The sequence below is a fragment of the Citromicrobium bathyomarinum genome, from assembly GCA_001306305.2.
In the GTDB taxonomy this organism is placed as follows: domain Bacteria; phylum Pseudomonadota; class Alphaproteobacteria; order Sphingomonadales; family Sphingomonadaceae; genus Alteriqipengyuania; species Alteriqipengyuania bathyomarina.
The window spans coordinates 959,302-982,369 of record CP155577.1; the positions used below are offsets into that span (position 1 = coordinate 959,302).

A 23,068-nucleotide genomic window follows, 5' to 3' on the forward strand; every position below is an offset into this window, starting at 1 on the left:
TAGCGAGCCCCTGCGCGGTTGTGAAGCGCGCCCGCTCAGTCGAGCCCGGCGCGCTTGGCGAAGTCGTAGGCGGACTGCACCAGCGGGCGCACCCGCTCGCTCATCTGCTTGGCATGCGCTGACGAGGCAGTGCCGTCGATCACGCGCTTCTTGATGCCCTGGATGATCCCGGCAAACTTGAACAGGTTGAACGCGAAGTACCAGTCCATGTCGGGCACCGGGTAGCCGGTCCGTTCGACATAGCGCTGGGTGACTTCCTCCGCGGTGGGGATGCCCAGCGCCTTCAGGTCTTTCCCGCCGAGCCCGGCCCGACCGTCGGACGGGTTGTGCCAGTTGAGCACGAAGTAGCTGAAATCCGCGATCGGATCGCCCAGCGTCGACAGCTCCCAGTCGAGCACCGCGGCAACGCGGTTCTCGTCTGCATGGAAGATCATGTTGTCGAGCCGGTAGTCGCCGTGCACGATCCCGCTGGCGTGCTGTTCGGGCACGGTCTCGGGCAGCCACGCGATCAGCGCCTCCATCTCCGGAATCTCTTCGGTTTCGGAGAGCTTGTACTGCTTGGTCCAGCGGGCGATCTGGCGCGCGCAGTAATCCTGCGGCTTGCCGTAGTCGCCAAGGCCGATCTTCTTGGGATCGGTGGTGTGCAGATCGGCCAGGGTGTCGACCATCGCGTGGTAGATCTCGCGCCGCTCGTCCGGCTGGTAGTCGGGCAGGGCGCCGTTCCACAGGTTGCGGCCCTGGATCAGTTCCATGACGAAGAACTTGGAGCCGATCACGTCGCCGTCTTCGCACAGCCCGAAGGTGCGCGGCACGGGGAAGCCGGTGGGCCCAAGCGCGCTCATCACGGTGTACTCGCGGTCGACCGCGTGGGCCGATGGCAGCAGCTTGCCGAAGGGCTGGCGGCGCAGCACGTAATTGCGGCTGGAAGTCGCCACCTTGTAGGTCGGGTTGGACTGGCCGCCCTTGAATTTCGAGAGGGTGAGGGGCCCTTCGAAGTCCTCCACATTCGCCTCGAACCACGCGGTCAGCGCCGCTTCGTCCAGCTTGTCGGCCTCGGGCACGTCGACCGTGCCGACCATTTCCTTCTCGTAGTCGATAGCTGCCACGAACTTCCTCTCCTAAACCAATGGCGGCCAGTCTCTATGCTGGCACCTGTACCGCGCCCGTTCGCGAAATTCCGGTCATGGCGTGCAGTCGCACTATTTCGCCGGGCCGGACCGCAAACGAGAGCGGCAAGTGTCACCTTTCAAAATTCATCACCCTGCGCCGGATGATCTGTCCGACGCAGGTTTTAACGCGCCAGCCCGGTGTAGGACAGGCGCGGTCCCGTAACCGTCAGTCGAACACCACGATGCTGCGGGCGCTGTGCCCTTCGCGAAGCTTGTCGAACCCGGCGTTGATGTCTTCCAGTGCGATCCGTTCGGCAATGATCGTGTCGAGGTCGAGCAGGCCACGCAGGTAGAAGTCGACGAGGCGCGGGAGATCGACCGGGAAGTGGTTCATCCCCATGATTGCGCCCATCAGCTTCTTGCCGCCGAGCAGGTCCATCGCGCCGAGCCCGACCTTGCAGTCCAGCGGCATCATGCCGAGGACCACGGCGGTGCCGCCGCGGCGGAGCGATGCGACCGCGAGATCCGCGCTCGCCTGCCGTCCGACCGCTTCGATGCCGTAATGCACGCCGCCACCCGACAGCTTGACGATCTGCGAAGCGGCATCTTCCGCCAGCGCGTCGATCGTGTGTGTCGCGCCCAGCGTTTCGGCGAGCGCGCGCTTCTCGGGCAGCGGGTCGGCGGCGATAATCATGCCTGCGCCCGCGATCTTGGCCGCGTTGATCGCTGCAAGGCCGACGCCGCCGCAGCCGATCACCGCGACGCTCTCACCCGGCGTCAGCTTGATCGCGTTGAAGATGGTGCCCGCACCGGTGGTCACCGCGCAGCCGAGCACGGCGGCCCGGTCGAACGGCATGTCCTTGTCGATCGCTACGCAGGCATGTTCGTGGATCAGCATCTGTTCGGCAAAGGCCGACAGGTTGAGCAACTGCTGCACAGGCTCGCCGCCCCGGGAAAGGCGCGGGGCCGCACCCTTGCCGCGCCGGGTTCCCTGACCGAGGCACAGCGCCATGCGGCCGGTGACGCAGAATTCGCACTGGCCGCAGAACGCGCTGAGGCACGAGACGACATGGTCGCCCGGCTTCACCATCGTCACTTCGCTGCCCACCGCGCGGACCACGCCCGCCGCTTCGTGCCCGGGCACCAGCGGCAGCGCATGCGGATAGGCACCGTCGATGAAGTGCAGGTCCGAATGGCACAGGCCGCACGCCTTGGTGTCGATCAGAACCTCGTGCGGGGCGGGTTCGGCAAGTTCGATCTCGCCGATCACCATCGGTTCGCTGGGCTTTTCGAGGATTGCAGCCTTCGCCATTCTCAACTCCGTGTGATTTTTCCGCTCGCCCTGAGCCTGTCAGGGCGAGCGGTAGTGTTGCTTCGAGCGTTAGCGCGTCGCGCCCATGTCGCCCGAGCTGTAGGTTTCCATCTCGTCCTCGCTCGGCGCGTGCCGGGCGAATTCCATGCGCGCGATGGAGCGTGCGTGAACCTCGTCCGGGCCGTCCGCCAGACGCAGCGTGCGCTGGTGGGCGTAGGCCTGCGCGAGGCCGAAGTCGTCCGCCACGCCGGCACCGCCATGCGCCTGGATCGCATCGTCGATGATCTTGAGCGCCATCGTGGGCGCAGCGACCTTGATCATCGCGATTTCCTGCTTGGCGGCCTTGTTGCCGACCTTGTCCATCATGTCGGCGGCCTTGAGGCACAGCAGGCGCGTCATCTCGATGTCGATGCGGGCCTGCGCGACGCGCTGTTCCCAGATCGAGTGCTTGTAGATCGGCTTGCCGAAGGCTTCGCGCGCCTGGAGGCGCTTGCACATCTTCTCCAGCGCTTCTTCCGCAACGCCGATGGTGCGCATGCAGTGATGGATCCGGCCCGGCCCGAGGCGGCCCTGCGCGATCTCGAACCCGCGCCCTTCGCCCAGCAGCATGTTGGAGGCGGGAACGCGGACATTCTTCAGGGTGATTTCCATATGGCCGTGCGGCGCATCGTCGTAGCCGAACACCGGCAGGAAGCGTTCGATGGTGACGCCTTCGGCATCCATCGGCATCAGGATCATGGACTGCTGCTGGTGACGCTGGGCGCTGGTATCGCTCTTGCCCATCACGATCGCGACCTTGCAGCGCGGATCGCCCGCACCCGAGCTCCACCACTTGCGACCGTTGATGACGTATTCGTCACCTTCGCGGATGATCGAGGTTTCGATATTGGTCGCGTCCGAGCTGGCGACCTGCGGTTCGGTCATCAGGAAGGCGCTGCGGATCTCGCCGGCCATCAGCGGGGCCAGCCACTGTTCCTTCTGCTCGCGCGTGCCGTAGCGGTGGAGCACTTCCATGTTGCCGGTGTCGGGGGCGGAGCAGTTCATCGTTTCGCTGGCGAAGCCGATGCGGCCCAGTTCCTCGGCGACCATCGCATATTCGAGGTTGGTGAGGCCGGGGCCTTCGAACTCGAAGGTCTCATCGACATGATGGTGGCTGTCATTGCGCGGGGGCATGAACATGTTCCACAGGCCCTTGGCTTTGGCCTTTTCCTTCAGCTCCTCGACCACCGGAATGACCTTCCAGCGATCGCCCTCGGCGTCCTGCGCCTTGTAGGTGGGGACGGCGGGGCGCACTTCCTTCTCGATGAAGTCGCGCACCCGGTCGCGCCAGTGGCTTTGCCGTTCGGTCGGTTGGAAATCCATGTCTTGCCTCTCTTGCTTCGGTCTATCTTCGAATATCAGGTATGCAGTCGAAACGCCTCGTGGCAGAGCCGCGCGCCTGCGCCAACCCTGCAATCGTCGTGTTGTGGGTCCTCAGGGACGCAAAACTTCTCCCGTCGGATCGGTGCGCGCCGCATCGTCGAGCAGGGCGAGCCGTGCCTCGTGGCTCTCTCGCGTGATGGGGAACCGCGCCAGCCAGAAGGCAGCCGTAGCGGCAAGGATCAGCGAAACGAGGCCATAGAGGAGGATCATCGGGGTGAGCACGTCCATCGAGACCGTGCCGGGCCGCGCGTCGGTGGGCAGTTGCGCCAGCGCGATGATTTGCCCGGAAATGAAAATCCCTGCGCCCGTCGCGCATTTCTGGATCAGCCAGTTGCCCGCGTAGAACTTGCCTTCGGCCCGCTCGCCCGTGCGTTCCTCGTACACCTCGATAATCTCGGCGACCATCGATGTGGCGGAGATCATCGACACGATCCCGGAGGTGTTGCCGAGGAACAGGAAGCAATAAAACAGCGCGGTCGACGGCAACGTTCCGGCCTCCGGCCACGCACCAGCCAGAAACAGGGCGTAGGGCGTGAAGGCAAACCCGAACGCCGCCAGCGCACCATAGGCGGCCGTATGCGGCTTGCCGAGGCGCCGGTGCAGCGGGCTCACCACGACGAACATCAGCAGCGCGCTGAAGAACAGCACCACCGGGTAGGCCTGGAACGCCCGCTCGTCGAACTGCCAGACGAAGGCGTTGACATATTGCGAGATGGAGAAGGTCGTGCCCTGGCTGATATAGGCCGCCATGGCGCCCGCGGCGAAGATCAGGAATGCCTTCTCGCTGAAAGCCTGCTTGATCTCGGCAAAAGCGTCCAGCCACCGGAATGGCGGCGGGCGATCGGGCGGAGGATGCGCCACCAGTGTATGCAGACCGATCGCCGACCCGATGACCGAGGCTATCATCAGAAGCCCGCCTGCGATTCCGAAGCCGACATAGCCGTCCGCTTCCAGGATCCCGTCGGGCCCGCGCATGAACACGGTGTAGGCGAGGATCATCATCACGATACCGCCGCTCCATCCCATCAGATAGCGGTAACGGAACAGCGTGGTCCGCTCGTCGTAGTCGGTCGTGATCTCGGGCACGAGGCTCACCTGAGGCACCTCGCAGGCAGACAAGAGCAGCCGCACACCGACCGCAATGCCCAGCAGGCCGAGGAAGCTGGGCGCCTCACCGCCGGGCGGGGACCACAGCATGATCCACGCCACTGCGAGCGGAAAGGGTGCGATGTAGAGCCACGGGAGACGGCGGCCCCACTTGGTATAGGTCCGGTCGGAGAAATAGCCGATGAATGGATCCGCGACCGCGTCGACCAGCAAAGCCAGTGCCAGCGCGAGGCCTACCAGCCCCGCGTCCATGCCCAGCACCTGATTGTAGAAGATCAGCAGGAAGAAGGAAAAACCGCTGTCCTTCACTCCGAAGGCCATCGCTCCCACGCCCTGAATCAGCTTGATGCGAAGCGGAACCGGTCCTTGCGTGAAGGCCATGAAGTGCGAATCTCTCCCGTGCGGAGCTTCTTCGCGCCGCCTTTGACGTTTACGGAACAGTAGGGGTTGCGGGCGGGCGCGCAAGCGCAATCGCTCTGCCGCTACGGCATACCGGTTTTACGAAAGTACGCTTGCGGCGGAGCCTCGCTTGGCCTTACGTAGGCGTCAGCAAAAGCACCGGCGGCGAGAGCCTCACACCGCTCCGCCGCATCCCGAGGAGAGAGATACATGGCCGATCTGGAGCAATTCCGCGCGGAAACGCGCAGCTGGCTCGAAGCCAACTGCCCGCCCGAAATGCGCAAGCCCGCCGAAGACGAGAAAGACGTTTATTGGGGCGGGCGCAACGCCACCTTCAAGAACGAGGCGCAGAAGGCCTGGTTCGAGGCGTGCCGCGACAAGGGCTACACCGTCCCGGCATGGCCAAAGGAATATGGCGGCGCCGGGCTTTCGCCCGCGGAAGCCAAGGTGCTGCGCGAGGAAATGGCGCGAATCGACGCGCGCAGCCCGCTGCACAGCTTCGGCATCTGGATGCTCGGCCCGGCGCTTCTGCACTTCGGCACCGAAGGCCAGAAGCAGCGCTTCCTCAACGAGATCGCGCGCGGCGAGATTCGCTGGTGCCAGGGCTATAGCGAGCCGGGCAGCGGATCGGACCTGGTCTCGATGCAGACTTTTGGCGAGGACAAGGGCGATCACTGGATCGTCAACGGCCAGAAGATCTGGACCTCCTACGCCGACGAAGCCGACTGGATCTTCTGCCTCGTCCGTACGGACAAGGACAACAAGTACCAGGGCATCACCTTCATGCTGTTCGACATGGCGGGCGACGGCGTCTCGACCAAGCCGATCAAGCTGATCAGCGGCAACTCGCCCTTCTGCGAAACCTTCATGGACGATGTGAAGGTGCCCAAGTCCTACGGCGAGGATATCCCGGCCTATGTCGGCGAGATCAATCGCGGCTGGGATGTCGCCAAGTACCTGCTGGGCCATGAGCGCGAGATGATCTCCGCCACCGGCGGCGGCGACCGTGCCTCTTCGCTGGGCGCGGTGACCAGCCGCCAGGGCGAGCTCGACCCCGTGCTGCGCGCCGAAATGGCGCTGTTCGATGTCGATGCGCTGGCGTTTACCGCGATGAGCGAGAAGTTCCTCGACGAGGTGAAGGTGGGCAAGGGCCACCCTGCGCAGCCCAACATGCTCAAATATGCCGGGACCGAGCTCAACAAGCGCCGGCACGAGCTGCTGATGGCGGCCGGCGGCAGCCACGCTCTCGAATGGGAAAGCGAAGAGACCGAGCACGGCAAGCCCGCGCGCAGCTGGCTGCGCACCAAGGCGAACTCGATCGAGGGCGGCACCAGCGAGGTGATGCTCAACGTGGTCGCCAAGCGCATCCTCGAACTGCCGGGCGCGTAACGAGAAAAGCCCTCTCTCCTTCAGGGGAGAGGGTTGGGAGAGGGGGCGGCTACGCTCCCTGGATCATAAACTTTAAGGGCCGGGAAGGGCCAGTCCCCACTCCCCGGCCCTCTCCCCTGAAGGGGAGAGGGAGTAAAACATGCCACTTTACTACGACGACGATCAGGCGATGCTGGCCGACAGCGCGAGCGATTTCATCCGCGAGGAAGGCAGCATTGCCAAGCAGCTGCGCCACTGGCGCGACCGCGACTGCAAGGATGGCTTCGGCCATGGGCTGTGGGAGCAGTTCGGCGAAATGGGCTTCACCGGCATCCTGCTTCCCGAAGAGGACGGCGGGCTCGGCATGGGCCAGGTCGAGGCGAACATCGTGCTCGAGGAAATCGGCGCGAACCTTACCCCGTCGCCCTTCCTCAGCTCCTCGGTTCTTGCGGCCACCGCGCTCAAGCACGGCAGCGACGACACGCGCGGCCGCTGGCTGCCCGATCTGGTCGCGGGCAAGAACGTCTACGCCGTCGCGATCGACGAAGGGCCCAAGCACCGGCCCGAAAAGATCGCCTGCAAGGCAGAGAAGTCGGGCAACGGCTTCAAGCTTTCCGGCAAGAAGGACTTTGTGGTCTACGGCGCCAGCGCCGAGATGATCGTGGTTGCTGCGCGCACCTCGGGCAGCGATAGCGATGCCGACGGCATCACCCTGTTTGCCGTGCCGCAGGATGCCTCCGGCGTGAGCCACGACAGTGTGCGGCTGGTCGACAGCTCGATGGCCAGCCACATCACGTTCGACGGGGTTGAGCTGGATGGCGACGCGGTCATCGGCGAAGTCGATGGCGGGCGCGAGATCCTGAACGCCATGCTGCGCGCAGGCCGCGTCGGCGCGTCGGCGGAAGGCGTAGGTGTCGCACGCGGCGCGATGGACATGACGGTCGACTATCTCAAGCAGCGCAAGCAGTTCGGGCAGCTGATCGGCAGCTTCCAGGCCCTCCAGCACCGCGCAGCGCACCTCTATTCCGAAGTCGAGATCGCCCGTGCGGTGGTCATCAAGGCAGCGCAGCTGCTCGACGCGGGCAGCGAGCAGGCCGAGCTGATGACCTCGGTCGCCAAGGCCAAGGTTGCCAAGGCGGCGGGCCTCGCGGTCAAGGAAGGTGTGCAGATGCACGGCGGCATCGGGATGACCGACGAATACGATATCGGCCTCTACATGAAGCGCGACCGCGCGCTGCAGGAGTTCCTCGGCGACATGTACTACCACGCGGGCCGGGTTGCCGAACTGAGCGGGTATTAGACCTCAATATGTTGAAAAGTCCCTCGTCATTGCGAGCGTAGCGAAGCAATCCAGGGACCTGCGTCATGGATTGCCGCGTCGCCTGCGGCTCCTCGCAATGACGAAGAAAGGATTTCTGTCATGATGAAACTCACCGACCTTTTCGGTCTCGAAGGCAAGATCGCGCTGGTCACCGGCGGCAGCCGCGGGATCGGGCGCATGATCGTGGAAGGCCTGCTCGAAGCGGGCTGCGCCAGGGTCTATATCGTCGCGCGCAAGAAGGAGCAGGTCGACGAGACCAGCGCCGAACTGGGTGACAAGGTCATCGGCCTGGTCGGCGACCTCAGCCAGATGGACGGGATCAAGGCGCTGGCCGACGAACTCGCGAGCCGCGAGGACAAGCTCGATCTGCTGGTCAACAATGCAGGCGCTGCCTGGGGCGAGCCGTTCGAGGAATTCAGCGAGGCCGGCTGGCACCGCACGATGGACCTCAACCTCAAGACGCCGTTCTTCCTCACCCAGAAGCTGCTCCCGCTGCTCAAGAAGGCGGGCACGGCGGAGCGTCCGGCCAAGGTGCTGATGATCGCCAGCATCGACGGGATGAAGACCAACCCGTGGCCGACCTATCCCTATCAGGCGAGCAAGGCCGGGCTGATCCACCTCACCCGCCGCATGGCTGCCGAGCTGATCGGCCACAACATCGTGGTCAACGGAATCGGTCCGGGTGCTTTCCCCAGCGCGATGAACCGCGCTGCACGCGACAACGAGGAACTGGTCAAGCGCGGCATCCCGAGCAAGCGCGTGGGCGTTACCGAGGATATGGCCGCAGGCGCGATCTACCTGCTCAGCCGGGCGGGCGACTATGTGGTCGGCACGACGATCCCGATCGACGGCGGCGTGGTCAACGCCAATATCGGCGCGGGCAACTTCGTCGATCCGTCGGGCGACTAGGCGCAGCGGCACGGGGCGGGCGGCAAGTGGACGCCGGCCCCTTAGATCGCCTGCCGGGGGCACGCTTGCCCGGCCGTCAGCGTGCCGGTGTCGTCCCTTCCTGCAACGCAGTGGTGGTACCCGAGAGATCCGCCAGGAATGTCCGCACGATCGGGGCGAGCACGCCGTAATCGGACCGGCCCTCACGCGTCACCATCCGCACATCGATCAGGCTCGCGCGGCCATCCTGCGCCGGAAGGGCGCGCAGGATGAAGATGAAGTCGACACCCAGCAGGGTATCGCGCCCCTGTGCTTCCAGCGTGGTGTCGCTGTCACCCGGCGCAATCGTCCAGCCGCGGTCTTCCGCCAATCGCTGTGCTTTGGCGAGCACCGCCGCGGGCTGTGCATCGATCCGGACGGAACGGATGTCGGGATAAGCGTCCTGATGCACCGCGGCCCAGCGCTGGCGCGGATTGAGGCCGGTCATGTCGCTGTCGCCCGCGCCGGGAATGTCGTCGAAATTGTCGGGCCGCACGGTGAGGCTTCTGAATTGCGGCGGATCGGCTAGTTCGGTCGAGATATCGTGGATCGCGGGGTGGCCAATCCATGCAAGGCCCCAGCTTGCGGCATAGACAGCCGCGACCGCGCCACCGGCGAGACCGGCGATGACCGGCAGCTCGAAGGCCGATTTGCCTGTCTTTCGCCGACGAAAGATGAAAGCGAGCAGCAGGACGACCGCGATGAGCCCCGCAAGGCCCGCGTACATGACGATAGAGACGGCCTGTCGCCATGCGATACCGCCAAGCGCACTGACGGCGATCATGGCGAGCATCGTCAGCAGCGCGGCGATGCCAACGACACCGAGCATCCAGCCCAATTTGGAGCGACCGCGCGACTTCGACGAATTGTCTGCCGCGTCGCTCGCCCCGTCGTGGCTGGAGGGGGCGCTGGCGGAAGCATGGCCGCCCTGCGCAACATCTTCGTCCTGCGTCACCGCGTCGCTCAGAGGAGGGACGTCTTCTTCGCGAGTGGTCGAGCCGTTATCAGTCATCAGGCCAGTCTCCTCGATGCGCATTGGGGCAACGCCCGCATTGGTCCGCTCTTACTGGCAGAGCTGCCGGGGCAGAGCCAGCGCTACCCCATCAATTCGCGCACGAAGGGGATCAGCCCGGTCTGGCGCGTGCGCTTCATGCGTTCGGCGTGCAGGATCTCGCGCACCTTGGTGAAGCACGCGTCGACATTGTCGTTGATCACGACATAGTCGTATTCGGCCCAGTGGCTGATTTCGGCGCGCGCGCGTTCCATCCTGCTGTTGACCACCTCTTCGCTGTCGAGCGCGCGGGCGGTCAGGCGGCGGTGCAGTTCCTCAAGGCTCGGCGGCAGGATGAACACGCTGACCGTGTCCTGCTGGTCTTTCTGGTAAAGCTGCTGCGTGCCCTGCCAGTCGATGTCGAACAGGTAATCCTGCCCGCGCTTCAGCCCTTCGCGGATGTGGCCCTTGGGCGTGCCGTAGCGATTGCCGAACACGGGCGCCCATTCGTAGAACCCGTCCTCTTCCACCAGCCGGTCGAACTCTTCGTTGCTGACGAAGTGATAGTCCTTGCCATCCACCTCGCCCTCGCGCGGGGCGCGCGTGGTGGCGGAGACCGACAGCATGATCTCCTCGTCCGAGGCAAGCAGCATGCGCGACAGCGTCGTCTTGCCAGCACCGGAAGGCGAGGAGAGGATGAACATGACGCCCCTGCGGTGAAGCGTGTCGGTCTCGTGCGAGTGGGAGGAGGAGTCGGGCATATCCGCCATTGGCCCGTCCGGGCGGGTCAGATCAACCCTTCGCGTCGGCTAAATCCGTAAAGGGTGCGTGCGCGCTTACGCGTCGGCGGCGTCTTCCAGAATCTGCGCATCGCCCTTGGCCCGCGCCTTCTTGGCCTGCCGCCGGTCGTACAGCGCCTTGGCCAGCATTCCGCCGCCGACCACCACCGCGCCGGTGGAGGAGCGCGCAGCGACCTTGGACAGGGCGAGTGCGGTCAGCGTCGATCCCAGTCCCTGGTTCTCTGCTGCGGCTTCGGCGGTATCCTTGCCATAACGCCCGCGCAGCATGCGCTTGTCGACGGCCCGGCGCAGCAGGATCGATCCGGTGCGCACGATCGCGTTGGCCATGATCAGGTTGGCTGCCGGATTGGGGGAGAGGCCCGGCACCGCTTCGCCGCGGGCGCGTGCCTGTCCGCGGGCGACCTTGCGGCGCAGTTCCTCGCGGCGTTTGCTCATCTGGTCAGGCCCCCTGGATTGCAGGCTCCGGACGCGCTGACGAGTGTGTGCGGAGCGTTACTTCTTGCGGCCGAAATCGACCGTGACGACGTTCGAGCCGTCTTCGTTCTTGGTAACGGCCTCGCGCGGATCGCGTTCCGCGTCGTCCGACCCGTCGTTTCCTGCCGCATCGGTCGGGGTGGGGTAGTCCTCCACCTCGGTCGCCTGGAACTGCAGGCCGAAATCGACCGCCGGATCGACGAAGGCGGTGATCGCGGAGAACGGCACCACCAGATGCGAGGATCGCTGATTGAAGCTCAGCCCGACCGAAAAGCCCACTTCGGTCACGTTCAGATCCCAGAACTTGTTCTGCAGGACGATCGTCATCTCGTCCGGAAAACGCTCCCGCAGATGGTCGGGTATCTCGACCCCGGGGACGCCGGTCTTGAAGGTGATGTAGAAATGGTGGTTGCCGGGCAGCGTACCGCCGCCCGCCTCGATTTCACCAAGCACGCTGCCGACCACGGCGCGCAGGGCCTCCTGCACGATCTGGTCGTAGGGGATCAGGCTATCGGGCGCATCGTCACTCATCACGTGGCTAGGTGGCGGCGAGCGCGCGTATGGTCAAGCGCAGAATGCTTGCGCGCAGCCCCGGTCACGGATAGCGCGCGTCCCCATGCGAACCGGTCTGATAGAGCGCGATACCAAGGAAACGCGCATCCGCGTGGCGGTGAACCTTGATGGTACCGGCACCTACGAGGTGGCGACGGGGATCGGCTTTCTCGACCATATGGTCGAGCAGTTTTCCCGCCATTCGCTGATCGATGTGGAGATGAAGGTCGACGGCGACCTGCATGTCGACCAGCATCACACCACCGAAGACAGCGCGATCGCGCTGGGCCAGGCACTCAGCGACGCGCTGGGCGACAAGGGCGGGATTGCGCGTTACGGCACCGCCTATTCGCCGATGGACGAGACGCTGGCGCGGGTTGCGCTGGATATCTCGGGGCGGCCCTGGTGCGTGTGGCGCGCGGGCTTCAGCCAAGCCAAGCTGGGCGAGTGGGACACCGAACTGATCGAACACTGGTTCCAGTCGGTCGCGCAGACCGCCGGGCTGACGCTGCATGTCGAGCTGCTGTACGGTTCCAACAACCACCATATCTGCGAGGCGATCTACAAGGGCTTTGCCCGCGCGATGCGGCAGGCGGTCGAGATCGACCCGCGCAAGGGCGGTGCCATTCCCTCGACCAAGGGCATCCTGGGTGGCTGATCGTGTCGCGCTGATCGATTACGGCGCCGGGAACCTGCATTCGGTCGAAAACGCGCTCAGGCGGGTCGGAGCGGAGGTCGCGCTGGTCTCGGATGGCGATGCGCTGGCGAAGGCAGAGCGGATCGTGCTGCCTGGCGTGGGCGCGTTCGGTGCGTGTTACAACGGCCTCGCGAGTCTGCCCGGGATGATCGAGGCGCTGGAAAGCCACGTGCTCAAGGATGGCGTGCCCTTCCTCGGCATTTGCGTCGGCATGCAATTGCTCGCCGACAAGGGGCTGGAGCATGGCGAGACGCCGGGGCTCGGCTGGATCGGCGGCGAGGTGCGGGCGCTGGAGCCCTCCGAACACGTGAAGGTGCCGCATATGGGCTGGAACGATGTGGTCGTGGCCGACGATGCGAGCGGGCTGGTTCATCCGGGCGAGGCCTATTTCCTCCATTCCTACGCCTTCGATGTCGCGAACAACGCGCACGTCGCCGCGCGCACCGACCATGGCGGAGCGGTGACGGCGGCGGTGGCGCGGGACAATATCCTCGGCGTGCAGTTCCACCCGGAGAAGAGCCAGGCTTACGGGCTGGCGCTGCTGGAGAGGTTTTTGCAATGGAAGCCTTGATCGCCCCTCTCCAAGCTTCACTAGCCCGCTTCGCGGGAGAGGATATGTAGGCTTGGCGACGCAGGAGCCTAGCCGCAATTGGAGAGGGGTACGCAGTATGATCATTTTCCCCGCTATCGACCTCAAGGGCGGCAATGTCGTCCGCCTCGCCGAAGGCGATATGGACCGCGCGACCATCTATGGCGACGATCCCGGCGAACAGGCCGCGCGCTTTGCCGAAGCAGGGGCGAGCTGGCTGCACGTGGTCGACCTCGACGGAGCCTTCGCTGGCGAGGCGGTCAACGCGCATGCGGTCGAATCCATCCTGCAACGCTTCCCAGGCAAGGTGCAGCTCGGCGGCGGCATCCGCACGCGCGAGGGTGCGGAGCGCTGGCTGGAGCTCGGCGTGGCGCGGGTGGTGATCGGCACGGCTGCGCTGAAGGACCCCGAACTGGTCAAGGCTCTGGCGGCCGATCATCCGGGCCGCGTGGTGGTCGCGGTCGACGCGCGCGACGGGATGGTTGCGACCGAGGGCTGGGCGAGCGTTTCCGACCTGCCGGTCGAAGACCTGGCGCGCCGGTTCGAGGATGCGGGCGTCGCCGCGCTGCTGTTCACCGATATCGGCCGCGACGGGCTGCTGAAGGGGTGCAATGTCGAGGCGACTCTGGCGCTGGCCAAGGCGCAATCGCTCCCCGTGATCGCCAGCGGCGGCGTCGCCGACATCAAGGATATCCGCGCCCTTGCACCGCACACCGCTGACGGGATCGAGGGCGTGATTACCGGGCGGGCGCTCTACGATGGGAGGCTCGATCTGGCCGAGGCGCTGCGCGAGGGGGCGTAGTGATCGAGCCCCCTCACCAAGCTTCGCTAGCCGCAGACGCGGCAAGCTGCGCTATCCTCTCCCACAGGGGGAGAGGGAATCGTGCCGCATCCATCCTCTCCCCTTGCGGGAGAGGATACGCAGGCTTGGACCTGCCAGGTCCTAGCCGAAGTTGGAGAGGGGGGATGGCGAGATGACCATCGCCGATATCGCCCTGATCGCCACGGCCGTCATGCTGGTCGTCGCCGCGGTCGACGCGGTGCGGGGCAAGACCGCGCTGGGCAAATTCCGGCTGAGCAAGAAGGATGATGATCCGAGCCGGTTCTGGTTCGCGATCGTGCTCTATATCAACATGGCGTTCGGGATGTTCTGGCTGGCCGGGCAGGTTGCGCCATCGACCTCCACCGGAGAGCAGGCCCCGACCGTCGCCAACGAGAGGCACATGACATGACCGTCCGTATCCGCGTCATCCCCTGTCTCGACGTGGCCGAGGGCCGCGTGGTCAAGGGCGTCAATTTCGTCGATCTGCGCGATGCGGGCGATCCGGTCGAGCAGGCGCATGCCTACGACCTCGCGGGGGCGGACGAGCTGTGCTTCCTCGACATTTCCGCGAGCCATGAAGGGCGCGCGACGCTGGCCGATATCGTGCGGCGTACCGCCGAAGTCTGCTTCATGCCGCTGACCGTGGGCGGGGGCGTGCGCAGCGTCGAAGACGCGCGCACGCTGCTGCTGGCCGGCGCAGACAAGGTCGCGATCAACTCCGCCGCCGTGGCGCGGCCCGAACTGGTCGACGAGATCGCGCAGCGCATGGGCAGCCAGTGCGTGGTCGCCTCGGTCGACGCCCGGCGTGGCGAGAGCGGGCGCTACGAAATCTTCACCCACGGCGGTCGCCGCGCGACCGGGATCGATGCGCTCGAACATGCGACGAAGCTGGCGCAGCTAGGCGCGGGCGAACTCCTCGTGACCTCAATGGACCGCGACGGGACCAAGGACGGCTACGACCTCGAACTGACGCGGATGATCGCCGATGCGGTCGATGTGCCGGTGATCGCCAGTGGTGGGGTCGGCACGCTGGAACACATGGTCGCAGGCGTGCAAGAGGGGCATGCGAGCGCGGTGCTGGCCGCCAGCATCTTCCACTTCGGCCAGCATACTATTGCCGAGGCGCAGGACGCGCTGCGCGCGGCGGGCTTGCCTGCGCGCCACCCGGAACCCTACGCAGGGACGCACGGTTGAGGCGTCACGCATAACCAGAAAGAGGACCGTCTGGATGGAAACTCTCGCTCGCCTGGAAAAGGTGATCCTTGAACGTCGGAATTGCGATCCCGAAACCAGCTATGTCGCGCTGCTCAGGCGCGACGGGCGGCCCAAGATGGCGCGCAAGCTGGGCGAGGAAGCGGTCGAGGCGGTGGTCGCCGGGCTTTCGGGCAGCGACGAGGAGCTGGTCGGCGAGGCCGCCGACGTGCTGTTCCACCTGATGGTGTTGCTGGCCGATCGCGAGATCGCGCTGGACGACGTGCTCGCCGAGCTCGACCGGCGCGAAGGCATCTCGGGGATCGAGGAGAAGGCCAGCCGCGAGAGCCAGGAGGAGACGAGCAATGCCGATTGATCCGACCGCGCCCTATGACGACGACAATATCTTCGCCAAGATCCTGCGCGGCGAGATTCCCTGCACCAAGGTGTACGAGGACGACTGGGCCTTCGCGTTCGAGGATATTGCTCCGCAGGCCGAAATCCACACGCTGGTGATCCCCAAGGGCAAGTATGTCAGCTGGGACGATTTCTCGCAGAAAGCCTCGGACGAGGAAATCGCCGGGCTGGTTCGCGCGGTCGGCACTGTGGCGCGCGCGAAGGGGCTGGTCGAGCCCGGCTATCGCCTGCTGGCCAATGTGGGTGAGAATGGCGGGCAGGAAGTGCCGCATTTCCACGTCCACATCTTCGGCGGGCAGAAGCTGGGGCGGATGATCGCCTGATCGGACCGCTTCTCCTCGCGCGGCGGGCGAACCGCTCCCACCGTGCGACAGTCCGCTTGAATGTGATTGCCGCTGCGAACAGCTTTCCGGTAAAGGCGCGCCCTGAATGACCGACGCACCCGATCCTGTCCGCCCAACGCCGCCCGGAGGCGTGTTCGACGGCTCGCTGCACCTGTACGCGGTGCGGGTCTATTACGAGGATACCGACCTTTCCGGCATCGTCTATCACGCCAACTACCTGCGCTGGTTCGAACGTGCGCGTTCCGACGTGCTGCGGATGCTGGAGATCGATCAGCGCGCCGCGATCGAAGCGGGCGAGGGTGCCTATGCGGTGGCCGATGTGCAGATGCGCTATCTTCGGCCCGCGCTGCTCGACGATGATATCGTCATTCATACGCGGTGCAGCGAACTCAAGGCAGCGAGCGTGCGCATGGTGCAGGAGGCGAAACGTGATGGGGAGACGATTTGCAGCGCGACCTTCCGGGTCGGCTTCGTCGCGCCCAATGGCCGTCCGCGCCGCCAGCCCGATGTATGGCGCCAAGCCTTCACCCGAATTCTCGATACCAGTTCTCTTGGGGAGCATGCCTGAATGATTCTTTCCGACCTGCTTGCCGCCGCCGCGACAATGCCCGTTCCGCCGACCCGGCTGGAGCCGGTGAAGCTGTTCATGGACGCCGATATCGTGGTCAAGGCGGTGATGGCGGCGCTGCTGCTCGCTTCGATCTGGAGCTGGATGATCATCATCTCGGTCGCGATGAAGATCGGCGGCGCGAAGAAGCGCGCGCGCAAGTTCGAACAGGATTTCTGGGCCTCGGAAAACTACGAGGAAACGCTGGATGCCTACCGCAACCAGGATGTCGCGCCCGCGCGCATCGCGTGGGGTGCGATCACCGAGTGGAAGAAGTCGACCAAGGGCGGGGTGAAGGACGTGCGCGGTGCGCAGGGCCGGATCGCCGCCGTGATGGATAGCCATGTCGCGGAAGAAGCGGACCGGATGGCCAACCGGCTGACCTTCCTCGCCACGCTGGGCTCGGTTGCGCCCTTCGTGGGCCTGTTCGGCACCGTTTGGGGTATCATGAACAGCTTTTTCCAGATCGGTGCGCAGAACAATTCCTCGCTCGCGGTGGTCGCGCCAGGCATTTCCGAAGCGCTGTTCGCAACCGCGATCGGCCTGTTCGCGGCCATTCCGGCGGTCATCGCCTACAACCGCTTCTCGGCCAGCGTGAACCGCTACGAAGCGATCCTCCAGCGCTTCGCCGACCGGTTCAACGCGAACCTCGGCCGCGAGCTGGAGCGGGTTTGATGTTCTATTCGGGCCGGCACCGCGGAGGAGAACTCTGATGGCGATGGGCGTTCACTCCCATAAGCGCGGGCGCAATGCCAAGCGCGCGCCGATGGCGGAGATCAACGTTACCCCGCTGGTCGACGTGATGCTGGTGCTGCTGATCATCTTCATGGTCACCGCGCCGCTGCTGACCGCGGGCGTACCGGTCGACCTGCCCGACAGCCGTGCGAACGCGCTGCCGCAGGACGAGGAACCGCTCAACGTGTCGATTGCGGGCGATGGCACGATCTATGTCGGCGAATCCGCAGTGCCGCAGGGCGATCTGGGCGCGGCGCTCGCCACCGCCAGCGAAGGGGTCGCCTGTTCGCAGCGGGAGGTGGTGCTGCGCGCCGACAAGACGCTCGATTACGGGCGCGTGATGGGCGTGATGGGTGAGCTCAACCGGATGGGCTGCAACTCGATCTCGCTGGTCACCAACAGTTCAAGCGACTCGATCTAGCTCCCAGGGCTCGATGGACGCGAAACAGCATACCGGCCTCGATGCCATTGCGCTGATCGTCGCGATCGCGCTGCACGCCGCGCTGATCGCGGTGCTGCTTGTGCAGGGTGCGACGCGCGAAAAGCTGCCCGAGCCGCAACGCATCACGGTCAATTTCGCGGAAGATGTCGGGACGACATCTACCTCGCCCGACCCGGTTCGCGAAGCGCAAGCCTCGGTCGCGCCGGAGCTGGGCGAGCAGGTCTCGCCGCCGATCGAATACGTACCCCCGCCGCCGCTGCCGCAACCCACTACCGCCCCTGCACCCGCCCCGCGTCCGCAGCCGACCGCGCGCGCGACCAGCCGCCCGCAGCCCCGACCGAGCCCGCGAGCGACCGCGCAACCGCGCCCACGCCCGCAGCCGCGCCCCAGTGCCACCCCGACCCGCTCTGGCGGCAGCCGCGTGGGCGACGATTTTCTCGCCGGATCGGGCAGTTCGTCGACCTCGACCGACACGCGCATTCCCGCTTCGCAGATCGGCAACAGTGCGAAGGCCAGTATCGCTGCGGCGATCTCGCGCCAGATCAAGCCGCACTGGCAGCCGCCCAGCGGGCCCGACGTGGAACAAATCGTCAGCTACATCTCTTTCCAGCTCAACGAAGACGGATCGCTGAAGGGGCGTCCGCGTCTGGTGCGCCAGACCGGGGTCAACGAGACCAATCGCGCGCAGGCCGAACGCCATGCCGAACAGGCCATCCGCGCGGTGCAACTGGCCGCCCCCTTCGATTTGCCGCCCGAATATTATAATGCTTGGAAGTCGGTGACTGCCAACCTCGATTGGAGACTCGCTCAATGAGATTCTTGCTGGCTAGCCTGGCCCTGCTGATTGCTTCGCCGGTCCTCGCGCAGAACGAAGACCTGGGCACTGCCCCGCCGGTGGGTGGCGAGGTTGAAACCGTGCCGACGCCGGGCGATGGTGATGAAGACGGGGGCCTGTCGGTCAACGTCTCCTTCGAAGGCAGCCTCGATGACCTGCAGCTCGCGATCCCCGCCTTCGCAGCCGAGCGCGATGTTGCGACCGCCGCCAATGCGCAGGGCACTGCCGCGCTGGGTGCGGAACTCGCGCGGGTGATTACCGCCGATCTGCAGAACAATGGCCTGTTCGCCCCCACCGGGCCGGACGCGCTGCCCAAGCCGAACTACCCGCAGATCACCGATCCGGTGTGGAACATGTGGCGCATGCGCGGGGCAGAGATGCTGGTGCAGGGCTATGTCCGCCCGCGCGCCGACGGCAAGCTGGTGGTTGGCTGCTATCTCTACGACGTCGCCCTGAACGACGAACTCGCCCGCTCGGGCTGGGTCGTCCCGCCGTCCGACTGGCGGCGTGCGGCGCACAAATGTGCCGATCTCGTCTATTCGCGCCTGACCGGCGAAAGCCCGTTCTTCGACAGCCGGATTGCCTATATCGCCGAAACCGGCCCGAAGGATAACCGCACCAAGCGGCTCGCGATCATGGACAGCGACGGGGCCAACCACCGCTTCATCACCACCGGGCGCGCGACCGCGCTGACTCCGCGCTATTCGCCCGATTACCGCAAGCTGATGTACCTCAGCTATGTCGACGGCAATCCGCGCATCTACATCTACGACATTGGCACGGGCAAGCAGACGCTGGTTACCGAAAGCAGCAACCCGACCTTCGCTCCGCGCTGGAGCCCGGACGGGCGCTGGGTGCTCTATTCGATGGCGGTCAACGGCAACACGGATATCTACCGCGTCTCCGCCAATGGCGGGGCGAGCGAGCGGCTGACCGATGCGCCGGGCATCGACGTGGGCGGCTCCTACTCGCCCGACGGCACCCGGATCGTGTTCGAAAGCGACCGTTCGGGCGCGCAGCAGATCTACATGATGAATGCCGACGGATCGAACCAGCGGCGGATCACCTTCTTCGGGGGCCGTGCGGCAACGCCCGAATGGAGCCCGCGGGGCGACCAGATCGCGTTCACCTACATCCCGGGCGACTTCAACATCGCCACGATGAGCCCCGACGGGAAGAACTTCCGCAAGCTGACGGACGGCTGGCAGGACGAGGCCCCCACCTGGGCACCCAATGGCCGCATCCTCCAGTTCTTCCGGACCGAGCGGAACACGGGCCGCACCGCGATCTATCAGGTGGACCTGACTGGCGAAAACCTGCGCCGCCTGCCCACTCCGGTGGATGCATCGGACCCGGCATGGGGCCCGATTCTGCCCTGAGGCGTTGGGAAAAACAGATGCTCTTTCGTGGGGTCGCACCGACGAATGAAGGCAATTTTGTGAGGAGAGACCAATGAATTCTCGTATTGCAGCAGCGATCGTCCTTTCGGCCACCGTTTCGCTGGCGGCGTGTAAGTCGCCCGCACCCGAGCAGCTCCCGCCCGAACCGGGGGTGAGTCAGCCGACCACTGGCGGCAATACCGGCGGGCCGGGTGTCGGCACGCAGGAGCACTTCGTGCGCGCGGTGAACGGCCAGAACGTGATCTATTTCGACACCGACCGCTACAACATCGACACCGCCGATGCCGCCGCGCTGCAGACGCAGGCGCAGTACATGTCGCAGTACCCCAACATCACCGTCACCATCGAAGGCCACGCGGACGAACGCGGCACGCGCGAATACAACCTCGCTCTGGGTGAGCGCCGCGCGAACTCGGCCAAGAACTACCTCGTCAGCCTGGGCATTGCCGCCAACCGCATCCGCACGGTCAGCTATGGCGAGGAACGCCCGGTCGCGACCGCTTCCACGCCCGAGGCATGGGCCAAGAACCGCCGCGCGGTGACCGTCGTCGTCAACTAGGCGGCGAGCGTCGTATTTCGGGAAGGGCGGGTGGCTTGCAGGCCGCCCGCCTTTTCTTTTGCGCTGTAGTGGCGCGAAGAGCCCGAAAGACCGGTTTGCGAGGTTGCGGGCGCGGGCGACCGCTCTAGATTGAACCAATGGCAAAACCGCGCAGATCGAACGATTGGGGCTTCCCGCGCTGGCGCGGCTACGAGGAAAGCCGTGAGGCCGCGACCGTGCGCCTGTGCGATCGCCACGGCTGCGACGAGCGCGGCGACTGCCCCGCACCCAAATCCCCCAACAACCCGGATCGCTGGTATTTCTGCCAGAAACACGCGGCGGAATATAATTCCAAGTGGGACTATTTCGAAGGGCTGGAAAAGGCCGAGGCGGCCGAACGCGCACGCACCGAACAGCGCGACAATGCCGGCTACGCCGAAGCCTCGCATTATAGCTGGGGCGGATCGGGCGACGGATCGCGCTCGGCAGACGAGATGCGCGCGCTCGACGTGCTGGGTCTGGAATCCGATGCCGATTTCGCCACGATCAAACGCGCCTGGCGCGAAAAGGCGAAGACCGTCCATCCCGACGTGAAGCCGGGCGACAAGGAAGCCGCCGCAGAATTCCAGAAGCTGCAGGTCTCCTACGAGGTGCTGAAAGCCGCAGAAGCGCGGCGCGAATGGCACGGCTAGGCTTCTGCCGACTAGTGGGAAAAGTGTCTGGCTCGGTGGTTTCTAAATCACCGCAAAATCCAATGGGCTGGATGAAATGGCACTGAAACAAAAATATGAGAATTTTCTGTTCCTGACGAATTGAGTATCTGAAGGGGTCGGCATGAAGGCGCTGAAGCTGTTCGCGCTTTTACTATTCTTTTGCCATCAAGGTGCCTATGCGCGCTGTGGTATTTCAGATCTTTTTGAATCGGACCCAAAAATTGCGGCCGAGCGCGTTTTCGATGAATCGGATTTTGTTGGTTTTGTTCGTAGAATAGAGAATGCTCAAACGGGCAGTGCTATTTCTCAACAATATGTCGTGCTCATTGCTTTGAAGGGCGAGTTCGACCGGATTGCACTACAGCCTTTCACAAACGAAGGCGTCGTGGTCCTCGGCTCGCGCAATCGGCAGCTGGAGTATGATGAAGGCGAGATTGCCTTTCTTGCTCTGTCGCGGCTCGAGGATGGAACTTTCGTCCAGACCGAATGCCAGGCAGCTTTCGCCAAGATCGAGATATCTTCGGACTTGATCGAAAGTCTCGAAGATCGCGTCGTAGATTGACCATGTGATCAGTGACCTTGGGAGGTCAGGCTCAATGCCCACAAATGTCAGCGGAAATACCATCACGGTCACCGGGGCCTATGGGACGACGTCGATCAGTGGACTATACGGTGCAGAGTATCTTGGGGCGTTCGTTCCTACGGTCAATTTTTCGTCCTTCGACCTGTCAGGCATATCCGTGGATACGGACGATATCGTCGTCATTGGCAAGAAGGACGGGCGCCCGGAGACCACCATCGAGGGTGCGTCGCCTGAGCAGATTGCTGCCATCATGGCAGCGCTGGCGAACTCTTCGGAAAACGATTCGCTCGCCGAAGCTTTTCGAGAAATGGCCGAACTCAATGTTACCCTAGAAATCAATCTGACCGAGGTCGCTCCTTCCGATTTCGGGAATGACGTCGGAGAGGCTGAGTTTCAGGCGATACAGATGCCGAACGGGGACCAGAGTTTTCTTCCCGACTCGACTGCGGTGATTACGATTGTCGGAAGCAGGCTTGATGATCCGCTGTACGATGACTTGTCGTTTATCGAGGTTCTCGGCCACGAATTGATGCATCTCACGCAGAGACCGGGTGCCAGTACGTTCCGGCAGCACGCCCCCGGCGAGGAATTCAGCGGCGAACGCCGGTTTCGCGACGACCTGTTCGACGATTTCGATCCGACCGACTATCTTGAAAGCTCAATAGTAGATCTCTCCCTGACGGCGCCCCCTCATTGGCAGCTTACCCCATACAAGATCAACGGGATCGGCACGGATGGGAACAATCTCTTCCAGATTCCGGATGTGACAGGGGGAACTCACTATTCGAGTTTTTTCCTCGAAACAGGAGCGGGGAACGACGTCATTCTGGTCGATGGCTCCCACTTCGGAACGATCACGGTGTCCCCGACGGGAATAAAGTTCTCTATGGAACCACCGCCCTGAATGGCCTGATCTACGAAGCCGACGTCAGCGTTGATGATATCTCCGTGGGTCGCGAGGGAGACAATCTTCGGATTACCTTCGATAATCTCGACGCGGAACATAATGGTGTGACGATCGTGGACTTTTTTTGCGCAGTGCCTGGCAGAGTGTTACGGTCGGCGATCAGGTGGTCGTCATCAATCAGGACTTGAGTATCACCGACATCCCGCAATTCTACGCCGCCAATACGCCTCTCGACGTGTCACTCGATATGATATTCGCTTCGGGACACGAACCAGCGGCCGGCAGTCCGATTGCGCCAATCATGCCGATGTTTCCGGATGATCAGCTCGGGTGGACCGCCGAACCCGTCATCTTGGTCTAGCCGACTTAGGGGCGCGGCATGCCTCTTGCCATGAGCCACCCGTTCGCCCCCGCTGTTGCGGAGCTGCACCAGGATAAGGACTACGGGTTCTCACCTGGCAGGTT

The 23,068-nt window shown here is 64.4% G+C and carries 28 protein-coding genes; 20 read left to right on the forward strand and 8 right to left on the reverse strand.

All coding sequences use genetic code 11. The annotated features are described in order from the left end of the window. Positions 1-35: 35 nt before the first annotated feature. From VO57_004950 to VO57_004965, 4 genes are all read right to left on the reverse strand, one after another. On the reverse strand, positions 36-1,079 hold the full coding sequence (locus tag VO57_004950) for a phosphotransferase family protein (GenBank protein ID XBL71287.1): 1,044 nt from the start codon (positions 1,077-1,079) through the stop codon (positions 36-38). Positions 1,080-1,335: 256 nt separating this feature from the next. Beyond that, on the reverse strand, positions 1,336-2,421 hold the full coding sequence (locus VO57_004955; protein XBL70695.1) for a Zn-dependent alcohol dehydrogenase: 1,086 nt from the start codon (positions 2,419-2,421) through the stop codon (positions 1,336-1,338). Positions 2,422-2,490: 69 nt separating this feature from the next. Further along, positions 2,491-3,783, reverse strand: a complete 1,293-nt coding sequence (locus tag VO57_004960) for an acyl-CoA dehydrogenase family protein (protein XBL70696.1) — start codon at positions 3,781-3,783, stop codon at positions 2,491-2,493. Between the two features lie 111 nt (positions 3,784-3,894). Continuing rightward, positions 3,895-5,331 (reverse strand): MFS transporter, encoded by a 1,437-nt coding sequence (locus VO57_004965; protein ID XBL70697.1) that lies wholly within the window; start codon positions 5,329-5,331, stop codon positions 3,895-3,897. Between the two features lie 228 nt (positions 5,332-5,559). Here VO57_004965 and VO57_004970 point away from each other — a divergent pair, with 228 nt between their 5' ends. From VO57_004970 to VO57_004980, 3 genes are all read left to right on the forward strand, one after another. Beyond that, the gene (locus VO57_004970; GenBank protein XBL70698.1) at positions 5,560-6,738 is read left to right on the forward strand and encodes an acyl-CoA dehydrogenase family protein; all 1,179 of its coding nucleotides are present in this window, start codon (positions 5,560-5,562) and stop codon (positions 6,736-6,738) included. Between the two features lie 139 nt (positions 6,739-6,877). Further along, positions 6,878-8,017, forward strand: a complete 1,140-nt coding sequence (locus VO57_004975) for an acyl-CoA dehydrogenase family protein (protein ID XBL70699.1) — start codon at positions 6,878-6,880, stop codon at positions 8,015-8,017. A 123-nt stretch (positions 8,018-8,140) separates the two neighbouring features. Continuing rightward, on the forward strand, positions 8,141-8,947 hold the full coding sequence (locus VO57_004980; GenBank protein ID XBL71288.1) for an SDR family NAD(P)-dependent oxidoreductase: 807 nt from the start codon (positions 8,141-8,143) through the stop codon (positions 8,945-8,947). Positions 8,948-9,023: 76 nt separating this feature from the next. Here VO57_004980 and VO57_004985 read toward each other — a convergent pair whose 3' ends face one another. The 4 genes from VO57_004985 to VO57_005000 form a co-directional block, all read right to left on the reverse strand. Then, positions 9,024-9,977, reverse strand: coding sequence for a DUF1499 domain-containing protein (locus VO57_004985; GenBank protein XBL70700.1), 954 nt, complete (start codon positions 9,975-9,977; stop codon positions 9,024-9,026). Positions 9,978-10,060: 83 nt separating this feature from the next. Further along, complete coding sequence (gmk, locus tag VO57_004990) at positions 10,061-10,726, reverse strand: guanylate kinase (GenBank protein ID XBL70701.1); 666 nt, start codon at positions 10,724-10,726, stop codon at positions 10,061-10,063. Between the two features lie 66 nt (positions 10,727-10,792). Then, positions 10,793-11,191, reverse strand: coding sequence for a hypothetical protein (locus tag VO57_004995; GenBank protein ID XBL70702.1), 399 nt, complete (start codon positions 11,189-11,191; stop codon positions 10,793-10,795). Between the two features lie 57 nt (positions 11,192-11,248). Continuing rightward, positions 11,249-11,761: a ClpXP protease specificity-enhancing factor SspB gene (locus VO57_005000; protein ID XBL70703.1), complete on the reverse strand. Its 513-nt coding sequence runs from the start codon at positions 11,759-11,761 to the stop codon at positions 11,249-11,251. 85 nt (positions 11,762-11,846) lie between these two features. Here VO57_005000 and hisB point away from each other — a divergent pair, with 85 nt between their 5' ends. The 17 genes from hisB (at position 11,847) to VO57_005085 (ending at position 22,964) form a co-directional block, all read left to right on the forward strand. Next, positions 11,847-12,440, forward strand: a complete 594-nt coding sequence (gene hisB, locus VO57_005005) for an imidazoleglycerol-phosphate dehydratase HisB (protein ID XBL70704.1) — start codon at positions 11,847-11,849, stop codon at positions 12,438-12,440. Then, positions 12,433-13,050, forward strand: a complete 618-nt coding sequence (gene hisH, locus VO57_005010; GenBank protein XBL70705.1) for an imidazole glycerol phosphate synthase subunit HisH — start codon at positions 12,433-12,435, stop codon at positions 13,048-13,050. Before hisB ends, hisH begins: the two co-directional genes overlap by 8 nt. A 97-nt stretch (positions 13,051-13,147) precedes the next feature. Then, positions 13,148-13,870: a 1-(5-phosphoribosyl)-5-[(5-phosphoribosylamino)methylideneamino]imidazole-4-carboxamide isomerase gene (hisA, locus tag VO57_005015; GenBank protein XBL70706.1), complete on the forward strand. Its 723-nt coding sequence runs from the start codon at positions 13,148-13,150 to the stop codon at positions 13,868-13,870. 172 nt (positions 13,871-14,042) lie between these two features. Next, positions 14,043-14,300, forward strand: a complete 258-nt coding sequence (locus VO57_005020) for a hypothetical protein (protein ID XBL70707.1) — start codon at positions 14,043-14,045, stop codon at positions 14,298-14,300. Further along, the gene (hisF, locus tag VO57_005025) at positions 14,297-15,085 is read left to right on the forward strand and encodes an imidazole glycerol phosphate synthase subunit HisF (GenBank protein ID XBL70708.1); all 789 of its coding nucleotides are present in this window, start codon (positions 14,297-14,299) and stop codon (positions 15,083-15,085) included. Before VO57_005020 ends, hisF begins: the two co-directional genes overlap by 4 nt. Positions 15,086-15,119: 34 nt before the next feature. Then, positions 15,120-15,458, forward strand: coding sequence for a phosphoribosyl-ATP diphosphatase (locus VO57_005030; GenBank protein ID XBL70709.1), 339 nt, complete (start codon positions 15,120-15,122; stop codon positions 15,456-15,458). Then, positions 15,448-15,822, forward strand: a complete 375-nt coding sequence (locus tag VO57_005035; protein XBL70710.1) for a histidine triad nucleotide-binding protein — start codon at positions 15,448-15,450, stop codon at positions 15,820-15,822. Before VO57_005030 ends, VO57_005035 begins: the two co-directional genes overlap by 11 nt. A gap of 106 nt (positions 15,823-15,928) precedes the next feature. Further along, positions 15,929-16,411: a YbgC/FadM family acyl-CoA thioesterase gene (locus tag VO57_005040; GenBank protein XBL70711.1), complete on the forward strand. Its 483-nt coding sequence runs from the start codon at positions 15,929-15,931 to the stop codon at positions 16,409-16,411. Beyond that, positions 16,412-17,125, forward strand: a complete 714-nt coding sequence (gene tolQ / locus VO57_005045; GenBank protein ID XBL70712.1) for a protein TolQ — start codon at positions 16,412-16,414, stop codon at positions 17,123-17,125. It abuts the gene before it with no gap. Between the two features lie 37 nt (positions 17,126-17,162). Then, on the forward strand, positions 17,163-17,606 hold the full coding sequence (locus VO57_005050; GenBank protein XBL70713.1) for an ExbD/TolR family protein: 444 nt from the start codon (positions 17,163-17,165) through the stop codon (positions 17,604-17,606). A 13-nt stretch (positions 17,607-17,619) separates the two neighbouring features. Then, a complete protein-coding gene (locus VO57_005055; GenBank protein ID XBL70714.1) occupies positions 17,620-18,441 on the forward strand; it encodes an energy transducer TonB in 822 nt (273 codons plus the stop codon). Further along, a complete protein-coding gene (tolB, locus tag VO57_005060; protein XBL70715.1) occupies positions 18,438-19,841 on the forward strand; it encodes a Tol-Pal system beta propeller repeat protein TolB in 1,404 nt (467 codons plus the stop codon). The genes VO57_005055 and tolB overlap by 4 nt, the downstream gene beginning before the upstream one ends. A 73-nt stretch (positions 19,842-19,914) precedes the next feature. Further along, positions 19,915-20,421 (forward strand): peptidoglycan-associated lipoprotein Pal, encoded by a 507-nt coding sequence (pal, locus tag VO57_005065; protein XBL70716.1) that lies wholly within the window; start codon positions 19,915-19,917, stop codon positions 20,419-20,421. 137 nt (positions 20,422-20,558) lie between these two features. Next, positions 20,559-21,092: a J domain-containing protein gene (locus VO57_005070; protein ID XBL70717.1), complete on the forward strand. Its 534-nt coding sequence runs from the start codon at positions 20,559-20,561 to the stop codon at positions 21,090-21,092. A gap of 142 nt (positions 21,093-21,234) precedes the next feature. Beyond that, on the forward strand, positions 21,235-21,675 hold the full coding sequence (locus VO57_005075; GenBank protein XBL70718.1) for a hypothetical protein: 441 nt from the start codon (positions 21,235-21,237) through the stop codon (positions 21,673-21,675). A 34-nt stretch (positions 21,676-21,709) separates the two neighbouring features. Beyond that, entirely contained in the window at positions 21,710-22,600 is an 891-nt protein-coding gene (locus tag VO57_005080) for a hypothetical protein (protein XBL70719.1), read from the forward strand. Positions 22,601-22,727: 127 nt separating this feature from the next. Further along, positions 22,728-22,964 carry a hypothetical protein gene (locus VO57_005085; protein ID XBL70720.1) on the forward strand — a complete coding sequence of 79 codons (237 nt, stop codon included), beginning with the start codon at positions 22,728-22,730 and terminating at the stop codon, positions 22,962-22,964. Positions 22,965-23,068: the final 104 nt, after the last annotated feature.

Excerpts from the sequence above, each read along its gene's own strand:
- VO57_005055 (XBL70714.1), top strand. The coding sequence starts at position 17,620 with ATGGACGCGAAACAGCATACCGGCCTCGATGCCATTGCGCTGATCGTC.
- VO57_004960 (XBL70696.1), bottom strand. The coding sequence starts at position 3,783 with ATGGATTTCCAACCGACCGAACGGCAAAGCCACTGGCGCGACCGGGTG.
- VO57_004970 (XBL70698.1), top strand. The coding sequence starts at position 5,560 with ATGGCCGATCTGGAGCAATTCCGCGCGGAAACGCGCAGCTGGCTCGAA.
- VO57_004955 (XBL70695.1), bottom strand. The coding sequence starts at position 2,421 with ATGGCGAAGGCTGCAATCCTCGAAAAGCCCAGCGAACCGATGGTGATC.
- tolB (XBL70715.1), top strand. The coding sequence starts at position 18,438 with ATGAGATTCTTGCTGGCTAGCCTGGCCCTGCTGATTGCTTCGCCGGTC.
- VO57_004965 (XBL70697.1), bottom strand. The coding sequence starts at position 5,331 with ATGGCCTTCACGCAAGGACCGGTTCCGCTTCGCATCAAGCTGATTCAG.
- VO57_005030 (XBL70709.1), top strand. The coding sequence starts at position 15,120 with ATGGAAACTCTCGCTCGCCTGGAAAAGGTGATCCTTGAACGTCGGAAT.
- VO57_005075 (XBL70718.1), top strand. The coding sequence starts at position 21,235 with ATGAAGGCGCTGAAGCTGTTCGCGCTTTTACTATTCTTTTGCCATCAA.
- gmk (XBL70701.1), bottom strand. The coding sequence starts at position 10,726 with ATGGCGGATATGCCCGACTCCTCCTCCCACTCGCACGAGACCGACACG.
- VO57_005080 (XBL70719.1), top strand. The coding sequence starts at position 21,710 with ATGCCCACAAATGTCAGCGGAAATACCATCACGGTCACCGGGGCCTAT.
- VO57_005020 (XBL70707.1), top strand. The coding sequence starts at position 14,043 with ATGACCATCGCCGATATCGCCCTGATCGCCACGGCCGTCATGCTGGTC.
- VO57_004985 (XBL70700.1), bottom strand. The coding sequence starts at position 9,977 with ATGACTGATAACGGCTCGACCACTCGCGAAGAAGACGTCCCTCCTCTG.
- VO57_004980 (XBL71288.1), top strand. The coding sequence starts at position 8,141 with ATGAAACTCACCGACCTTTTCGGTCTCGAAGGCAAGATCGCGCTGGTC.
- VO57_005000 (XBL70703.1), bottom strand. The coding sequence starts at position 11,761 with ATGAGTGACGATGCGCCCGATAGCCTGATCCCCTACGACCAGATCGTG.
- VO57_004995 (XBL70702.1), bottom strand. The coding sequence starts at position 11,191 with ATGAGCAAACGCCGCGAGGAACTGCGCCGCAAGGTCGCCCGCGGACAG.
- hisB (XBL70704.1), top strand. The coding sequence starts at position 11,847 with ATGCGAACCGGTCTGATAGAGCGCGATACCAAGGAAACGCGCATCCGC.
- pal (XBL70716.1), top strand. The coding sequence starts at position 19,915 with ATGAATTCTCGTATTGCAGCAGCGATCGTCCTTTCGGCCACCGTTTCG.
- tolQ (XBL70712.1), top strand. The coding sequence starts at position 16,412 with ATGATTCTTTCCGACCTGCTTGCCGCCGCCGCGACAATGCCCGTTCCG.
- hisF (XBL70708.1), top strand. The coding sequence starts at position 14,297 with ATGACCGTCCGTATCCGCGTCATCCCCTGTCTCGACGTGGCCGAGGGC.
- VO57_004950 (XBL71287.1), bottom strand. The coding sequence starts at position 1,079 with ATGGTCGGCACGGTCGACGTGCCCGAGGCCGACAAGCTGGACGAAGCG.
- hisA (XBL70706.1), top strand. The coding sequence starts at position 13,148 with ATGATCATTTTCCCCGCTATCGACCTCAAGGGCGGCAATGTCGTCCGC.
- VO57_004975 (XBL70699.1), top strand. The coding sequence starts at position 6,878 with ATGCCACTTTACTACGACGACGATCAGGCGATGCTGGCCGACAGCGCG.
- VO57_005070 (XBL70717.1), top strand. The coding sequence starts at position 20,559 with ATGGCAAAACCGCGCAGATCGAACGATTGGGGCTTCCCGCGCTGGCGC.
- VO57_005040 (XBL70711.1), top strand. The coding sequence starts at position 15,929 with ATGACCGACGCACCCGATCCTGTCCGCCCAACGCCGCCCGGAGGCGTG.
- VO57_005035 (XBL70710.1), top strand. The coding sequence starts at position 15,448 with ATGCCGATTGATCCGACCGCGCCCTATGACGACGACAATATCTTCGCC.
- VO57_005050 (XBL70713.1), top strand. The coding sequence starts at position 17,163 with ATGGCGATGGGCGTTCACTCCCATAAGCGCGGGCGCAATGCCAAGCGC.